General features: G+C 29.7%; 9 protein-coding genes and 5 pseudogenes. 3 read left to right on the top strand and 11 right to left on the bottom strand.

Annotation, left to right across the window (positions count from 1 at the left end; translation table 11 throughout):
- The 3 genes and pseudogenes from ACEW7V_RS01665 to ACEW7V_RS01655 all read left to right on the top strand — a co-directional run.
- Positions 1-194: pseudogene (locus ACEW7V_RS01665) on the top strand (TldD/PmbA family protein); the annotation flags it as partial.
- Positions 175-399 (top strand): hypothetical protein, encoded by a 225-nt coding sequence (locus tag ACEW7V_RS01660; protein WP_374695673.1) that lies wholly within the window; start codon positions 175-177, stop codon positions 397-399. The pseudogene ACEW7V_RS01665 and the gene ACEW7V_RS01660, both read left to right, overlap by 20 nt.
- 137 nt (positions 400-536) lie before the next feature.
- A pseudogene (locus ACEW7V_RS01655) lies at positions 537-977 on the top strand (metallopeptidase TldD-related protein).
- 411 nt (positions 978-1388) lie between these two features.
- Here the strand turns inward: ACEW7V_RS01655 and ACEW7V_RS01650 are convergent.
- From ACEW7V_RS01650 to ACEW7V_RS01600, 11 genes and pseudogenes are all read right to left on the bottom strand, one after another.
- Complete coding sequence (locus tag ACEW7V_RS01650) at positions 1389-1709, bottom strand: S16 family serine protease (RefSeq protein ID WP_374695748.1); 321 nt, start codon at positions 1707-1709, stop codon at positions 1389-1391.
- Between the two features lie 31 nt (positions 1710-1740).
- Positions 1741-1881 (bottom strand): S16 family serine protease, encoded by a 141-nt coding sequence (locus ACEW7V_RS01645; protein WP_374695672.1) that lies wholly within the window; start codon positions 1879-1881, stop codon positions 1741-1743.
- A 128-nt stretch (positions 1882-2009) separates the two neighbouring features.
- A complete protein-coding gene (locus ACEW7V_RS01640) occupies positions 2010-2315 on the bottom strand; it encodes a hypothetical protein (RefSeq protein WP_374695671.1) in 306 nt (101 codons plus the stop codon).
- A 157-nt stretch (positions 2316-2472) separates the two neighbouring features.
- Positions 2473-2571, bottom strand: coding sequence for a hypothetical protein (locus ACEW7V_RS01635; protein WP_374695670.1), 99 nt, complete (start codon positions 2569-2571; stop codon positions 2473-2475).
- 424 nt (positions 2572-2995) lie between these two features.
- Positions 2996-3133: a hypothetical protein gene (locus ACEW7V_RS01630; RefSeq protein WP_374695669.1), complete on the bottom strand. Its 138-nt coding sequence runs from the start codon at positions 3131-3133 to the stop codon at positions 2996-2998.
- A gap of 383 nt (positions 3134-3516) precedes the next feature.
- On the bottom strand, positions 3517-3702 hold the full coding sequence (locus tag ACEW7V_RS01625; protein WP_374695668.1) for a hypothetical protein: 186 nt from the start codon (positions 3700-3702) through the stop codon (positions 3517-3519).
- 195 nt (positions 3703-3897) lie between these two features.
- Complete coding sequence (locus ACEW7V_RS01620; protein ID WP_374695667.1) at positions 3898-4065, bottom strand: hypothetical protein; 168 nt, start codon at positions 4063-4065, stop codon at positions 3898-3900.
- 21 nt (positions 4066-4086) lie between these two features.
- Positions 4087-4212 (bottom strand): annotated as a pseudogene (locus ACEW7V_RS01615) (hypothetical protein); the annotation flags it as partial.
- A gap of 424 nt (positions 4213-4636) precedes the next feature.
- Positions 4637-5013, bottom strand: a pseudogene (locus ACEW7V_RS01610) (trigger factor family protein); the annotation flags it as partial.
- A 929-nt stretch (positions 5014-5942) separates the two neighbouring features.
- Positions 5943-6525 (bottom strand): annotated as a pseudogene (locus ACEW7V_RS01605) (excinuclease ABC subunit UvrA); the annotation flags it as partial.
- 175 nt (positions 6526-6700) lie between these two features.
- The gene (locus tag ACEW7V_RS01600) at positions 6701-6835 is read right to left on the bottom strand and encodes a hypothetical protein (protein WP_374695666.1); all 135 of its coding nucleotides are present in this window, start codon (positions 6833-6835) and stop codon (positions 6701-6703) included.
- Positions 6836-7480: the final 645 nt, after the last annotated feature.

The raw sequence follows: 7480 nt of genomic DNA, 5'->3' as shown, positions 1-7480 counted from the left end.
GTATTTTTGCCAATAAAAAAACTTCTATTGTTTTAGAACAATTAACTGACAACGCTTTTGATAATGCTTTTGGAAACCCTCAAGAAAATTGCCCGACAATTACTTCTAAAGACCTGCTCTTATTTGCGGAAGGATCTTCCAGTTATCATGAAGTATTGGAAAATAACTTTGATTTTGGACAAGGATTCCATTAGAACAACAACAAAATTTGTTGTTGCAGTTAAGAAAAAACAATGTTGCAAGGATTCCCATTTGCGAGCTACTAATGGCATTATTTACCAAGAAGTTTGTCATAAAAAAACATTATTAAATTCCAAAAGGGCTCAATTTATCGCACAAAACAACTTTGCTTATTTGGCAATAGCTTCTGCGGTTTTTCAAAAAGAAGGCGAGAATTGAAAGTTATGGCAAAATAATTTTAGCTAAGGATTTTTGTAACCTTTAATCCTGTTAAATTGGTAATGAAATTGTTGAGATGGGCGAAAAAAATTAGAAAGACTAATCTTTGGTATCTAAAAATATAAGTTGTTTTTCTAATGAAATGTTTGCAGACCTTTTGGAAAGTTTCAGCACGATATTTTTACTATTTTAGTAGCATCGCAATAACTAAATTAAAAGATAAAGTTAATTGTTTAATTGCTTCTGAAAAAGTTAGTATTATTGATGATCCTTTAAACGATGGGGCTTATTTTAAAGAAAAATTTGATGATGAAGGGAGTAGCTTGCCATTCAAACCCATTATTACTAAAGGAGTTTTCAAGGTTTATCCACAACTTAAAAACTGCTCGCATTTTTAAACAAGCTCAACTGGAAACGGTTTTGATGGCAGTACTTCTATGATTAATTGTTATTTGGTGCCTGGCAAAAAAAGTTTTCAAATGATTGAATCTATTCAAAATGATATTTATATTACTGATTTAGTAGGGATGCATGCAGGAATTAAAACTGTTAGTGGAGATTTTAGCCTACAATATTAGTGGTTTTGGGGTGAAAAAGAGGAGTAAAAGTTACAACTCCTGTTAAAATGATTGTTGTTTCTAGTGAGAGAACTTTTTTTTGATATTCTTAAAAGTAGACACCATTGCTAATGATTTTGAATTTCAAACTTCAGGTTGGTAGTTCTGTAGCGTTTGTAGGGGATTTAAATATTGGAGGAAAGTAAATTTTTCTTTGTAAATGATTTTTTTGCTCCCTTTATTCTTTTGTAATTTTTATCGAAAAAAATAAATATTAAAATAATAATTGAAGTTTTGAAAACTTTTTAATTATGTATAAAAACAAAAAACACCATCTTTAAGATGGTGTTTTTTATATCTTAATCAAACAAATACTTGCGAAAAACATACATCAGAAACAGTTTGATACAGGAATAATATTTAATTTAGTTCTTACTTCTTCAGGAATATCTTCAATATCTTTGATATTTTCTTGAGAATAAAAATAGTGTCAAGACCGCTACGATTAGCAGCAATAGCTTTTTCTTTTAAGCCTCCGATAGCTAAAATATTGCCTCGTAAAGTAATTTCTCCTGTCATTCCCCCAAACCTTTTTAACATATTTTTGGGTAATTGCAGAGACAAGGAAGTAGCAATAGTAATTCCAGCTGAAGGACCATCTTTAGGAATGGCTGTTTCTGGAAGATGAATGTGAAAATCGTTTTCTGCAAAAATATTGGCATCAATTCCTAAATTTTGACAGTTAGCTTTGATGAAACTTAAAGCAGAAGTATAAGCACTTTCTTTAAGGACTTCTCCCTAATTTACCTGTAAGGACTAATTGTCCTTTACCTTTGTAATAAGTAACTTCTACTGGAAGCAAATCGCCTCCAAAATAAGTATAGGCAAGTCCGTTAGTGGAGCCTATTTTTTTCTTTTTGTTCATCTAAAAGATGTAGGTACTTTTCTTTACCTAAGTATTTAATAACGTTTATATATAATAATTACTTGTTCTTTTTTGGTAATTAAACATTCTTCTTAACTGTTTTCTAAGCTAGTTCTGCAAAGTTCTATCTAACTCTCTTCTCCTGCTTCTTTGGTGTAATGTCTAATTAAATAAAGGATAGTATCGTTGTCAATAACTAGATTTGTGTCAGTGATTCCGTGATTTTTTGAGTTGTTTTTTAAAAGAAATTTAGAAGCGATTTGAATTTTATCTTTTTTCAGTTGTAGAACTTGCATGGAAAATAATTTCCATACAGTCTTTAAAGCTTCGGGAACATTGTCAATGTAATTGGCAGTGGTGATAAATAATACTTGGGATAAAATCAAATGGTTCGATAAAATGATCCATAAAATTAATATTTTGTTGTGGGTCAAGGACTTCTAATAAAGCTGATGCAGGATCAAAGTTATAATTGGCTACTAGTTTGTCAATTTCGTCTAATAAAAAGACAGGATTAACTGTTTTGGCGTCTCTAATACTGCTGCAAGAATGCGTCCAGGCATAGCTCCAATATAAGTTCTTCTGTGGCCTCTAATTTCTGATTAACTGGCAACCGCCTAAGGATTGTCTACTGACAAATTGGCGTCCTAAAGTTTTGGCAATAGAAGAAGCAAGTGAGGTTTTCCCCACTCCTGGAGGACCTACAAGACGCTAAAATATTTTGAGGGTTTTCTTAGTCATTGTACGACTTCTTCATATTCTAAAATACGTTCTTTGACTTTTTCCAAATTACGTAATGTTGGTTATTTAAGGATTTTTCAATGGCAACTAAATCGTTTTCCATCTTGGCTGGTTTGCCCCAAGAGTAATTCCAGTAAAAATCGAATAATTTTAATTTAAAGATTCTGCCATTAAAGAATCAGTGATGATTGATAACGTGATGAATTCTTGTAAAGCTTTTTGATTTCAGGAGGTAAAAAGGAGTTTTTGATTTTGTTACAAATTCTGCAATTTCTTCTTCCTTTTTGGCTTTGTCCCTAATTTCGGATTGAATCCTTTCATTTTTTCTCTTAAATAAATTCTTTGGTTTTCATCAATGCTTTGTTTTACTTTTTCATTGATTTTTTTGTTCTAAATCAAGTCTATAAGTAAACTTTGGATGTCTTGAAGAATATAAAAAATTCTTTATTAGGTGAGCTTCTTTAAGGTATTTATATTTATCTAAATCATCATTTTTTAAATTAAAAATCAATGATATCAGTGATATTTTCTGTTTCTGGTTCTGTTTTGATGATATCTAAAAAATTATTGGTGTTTTGAACAAGCAGTTGAAAAGGTTTGTCCATAATTTTTTTTATAACTAGCTTGATTAAGGCTTTTTCTTCAACGTTTCCATAAATGGTGTTGACTTTTCATATGAGGCTTTTAAAAAGGTTCACTTTGCAAAATTTATCAATTTTTACTCTTTGTAAAATGCGAAATCTCACTTTAAAATCGCCGTGAGGGATTTTTGCACACAGTAATTATTTGTGCCAATACACCGTAACGTTGAAGGTTAGTTAGTTGGGTTTGTTGGGTGATAAATCTTTAGAGTGAAAAGAATAACAAAAGAATTTGCGTTAGTTTCTGACTCTTTTAAAAGCTTTTAAATAAGAAATGGTCTGATACTTTTCCAATACGAAAATCAACATTTGGAATAGGCATTACTTCGCTGATAACTACAACTGGAAGTTTCAGGAATTTCTTGAAAAAAATATCTTCAAATGCATCCATAGAAAGATCGGATTTTAATTTTTGCTTTTGGTTTTCATATATTTTCATCCCTTTCGATATTTTTTTAACTTTTAAACTTTTTCATTTTTAAGTTGTGGAGTGATTTTTGGTGGGGTGATAAATTTTGTTTAGCAACAACAGCTTTATTAATAACAAGTTCTAGGCTTCATCCATCAAAAGAGAATGTTTTAGGTTTTTTCAGGAAGGTTTTGTTTGATTTGATTAACTGGAACTTTGTAATGGTTACTTAATTTTTGAGTATTGTTGTTCGATTTTTCTTGGGAAATAGTTATTTTTCTTGGGCTGCAACTTGTTCATAATAAGTTGATATTGGAGGTTTGTGCCTTGTTGGCTGAATTCTTTTCCCATTTTTTCATCATCAATACCTAAATATTGTTTGTATTGTTCCAAAAGAAGTTAAATTTTGTTGTTTTAATTGTGCTTTAAAATTCTTTTTTGGAGGCGGATTTGTTCTTGGGAAACAATTTCTTGAGGAATTTCTAATTCGGAATTTTTAACTAATTGTTCTATTACTTGTTTTTCAACGTTTTCTTTGTCTTTGTGTTTTTTTTGAGCTAAAAGAGTTTGTTTAGTGTTGTTTTTTAATTCTTCTACGGTTGAAGAATTGGCAAGTTTAAAGTGATTTTTACCAAATTATCTGTTAGTTGAGTATTTTTTTAGTTTTGATTTGGTGTAGAGTTACTTTAAAAACAGCTTTTGATTAGCTAAACTTTTTTTTGGTGGTAATGCGCTTGGGAAAGTGATATTATAATGTTCTTTGTTTTGTCCTTGTTTTCATCCCTAACATTTGGTCTTTAAAACCAGGTACAAATTGACCAAGAGCCAATTTCTAAACTAAAATCTTTGGCAGCGCCACTTCAAAAGGTTTGTCATCAACAAAGCCTTCAAAATCAAAAATAGCAGTGTCTGTTAATTCCAAAAAGTCGTTTTGGGTTTTGGAGTTCCAAAGTTGTTTGTTTTTCTAATAAGGAAATTTATTTTTTTTTTTTCTTCCCACTTCGCAATCTGTTACTTCAAGATCGTCTTTTGTAATTTCTAAACCTAAATATTTTTTTAAAGTAACTTTAGGTTTAACGATAAATTCCAGTCCGAAAGTAAAATTTTGATTATCTTTAAGTTTTTTTTCGTCTAAATCAATTACTTGAGGCATTCCCATACTTTCGAAATCTTTTTTTGTAGGACTTCTTGATATTTGGTTTGCACGATATTTTCTAATGCATCGGAGTATAAATTGTCTTTACCGAAACGATTTTCAAAAATTTTTCTTGGAACGTGCCCTTTTCTAAAACCTTTAATTTCTACTTTTGGTTTAATTTTTTCATAAGCACTAGCCAGTTGGGTTTCTAATTCCTTTGAAGAAACTTCAAAAAAATATTGTACTTTTTGATCGTTGTTTTTTAATTTCCATTTTTAATACCTTTTCCTTTTTGGTTTGTTGGGGTTTGTTTTATGTTTTGGGGTGTTATTTGGTTTGATTATGAAGCATCAATAAAAACTAAAAAAATATTGTTGTTAGAGAGGTTATTTGGTTTGATTGTTGCAAATAGTTGCAAATAATTATAAGTTTTTTCATTTATATATTGATTATATAAGCAAATTCCAATTAAATTAGTGTTAATTGTTTTTTTGTGGAAACAAGTTGGGTTTTTGCATTTTTGTTTTACAATTTGGCAACTAATTTATCATTAAGTTTTTTAAATAAATTAAAAGTTGTTTTTTGGGGTTCGCGGGTTTATTTAGTTTAATTTTTAGCTTTTTTGTTTGCCAATGTATTTTGGCTTTTTCAGGTATTATATGTAAAGTTTTTTGGATGAATAAAGGAAAAATCATTCATTTAATCTTTTTTATAAATATTTTGTGGTAGAAAAATAATTGTCATTTATAAATTTTGTAATTGTGTAAATTACTTTTCTTTCCCTACTATTTATTATACCATAATAACTAAATATTTCTTGAAATTATTAGTAATTTTTGATTTCTGATTAAATGGTTTTTTGGTGAGGTTGCAATTAAAATATTTTTTGTAGAAGGATAAAATATTTCCTAAAATTGTTTGGTTGGTGTGAGTTTAAAAGTGGTTTTTGTTTTTGCCCATTTTGCAATTTTTTAAATATTAGTTTTTTAAATTGTTAAATTGATTTTAATTAGTCCAATGTTTAGGGTGTAGTTAGTTGTGATTTATCTAAATTAAAAGTTTGATTACATCTTTAAATTTTGGATTTATTTTTCGTTAAGAATCTTTTTAAATATTTACCAGTATAACTTTTTCATTTTGGCTTACTTGTTCTTGGGGTTCCTGTTGCAACTACATATCCGCCGCAAGCTCCTCCTTCAGGACCTAAATCAATGATATAATCAGCATTTTTAATTACATCTAAATTATATTCAATTACAACAATAGTAGCTTTTTTGATCTGTCATTTGATGAAGAACTTTAAGTAATTGCTCAACATCTTCTGAATGAAGTCCTGTGGTAGGTTTCATCTAAAATATACAAAGCACCTGGAATAACTTTTTTTTGTAGTTCGCTTGCTAATTTCACTCGTTGGGCTTCTCCTCCGGATAAAGTTGGCGAGGACTGTCCTAATTTAATGTATCCAAGCCCTACATTTTGTAAAATTTCTAATTGATGTTTAATTTTGGGATGATTTTGGAAAAATAAAACCCCTTCTTCAACACTCATAGCAAGAATATCTGCAATAGTTTTATCTTTGTATTTGATGCTTAAAGTTTCTTTTTGATAACGAGTTCCTTTACAAGCTTCGCACATAACATAGACATCTGGTAAAAAATGCATAGATATTTTTTTAACCCATCGCCACTACAAGCCTCACATCTACCGCCTTTAACATTAAAAGAAAAACGCCTTTTGGATAACCTTTCATTTGGGCTTCTTTAGTTTTGGGAGTAAAGTTCTCTAATTTCATCAAAAACACCAGTATAAGTAAGGGATTACTGCGAGGAGTTTTACCAATTGGGTCTTGTGAAATTTCAACTATTTTTTTGACTTTGTTAAAATCGTTTACTAAATAACTAAAATCTTTTGTTGAGTTTTGTTTTTTTTGCTGTATTTTTGTTTTAAAAAATCAAGTAAAATATCATTTACTAAAGTAGATTTTTCCGCACCAGAAACGCCTGTAACTACAATTAATTGTTCCATAGGAAAGCAAACATCAATTGATTTAAGATTATTTTTAGAAGCTTTGGTAACTAAAATATGATCTTTATTGCCTTTTCTTCTAGTTTTGGGAAACTGTAATTCTGGATTTGTTTAGATAAGTATTTTTCCTGTAAGGCTGTTTTTGTTTTTGCATTACTTGGGGTGTGCTGCTTGTACTTTTCCTCCCAAAATGCCTGCTTGAGGACCAATATCTAATTAAATAATCAGAGGCAAGCATTGTATCATGATCGTGTTCCTACTACAATTAAAGAATTGCCTAAATCTCGCATTTTTTGGAAGTGATTTAATTAAAAGATCGTTGTTCCTTTTTTGGTGCAATCCAATGGAAGGTTCATCAAGGACATAAATTACTCCTGAAAGTTGGGAGCCAATTTGAGTAGCAAGTCTAATTCTTTGTGCTTCTCCTCCCGAAAGAGTTGCTCCACTGCGCGATAAAAAGAAAGATATCCTAACCCAATTTCCTTGTAAAAGTAAGACGATTAATAACTTCTTTTGAGAGCTAAATTAATAATTTTTGTCTCTTCGTTGGACAATTCTAAATTTTGGAAAAAAGAAAGGGTTTGTTCAATTGATAAATCAGTTGTTTCAGAAATATTTTTATTATTAATTTTAAAAAGTAAAAGT

This window comes from Areca yellow leaf disease phytoplasma, from assembly GCF_041920595.1.
Note: the sequence above shows the minus strand (reverse complement) of the source record. Positions and strands in the feature narration are given on the sequence as shown.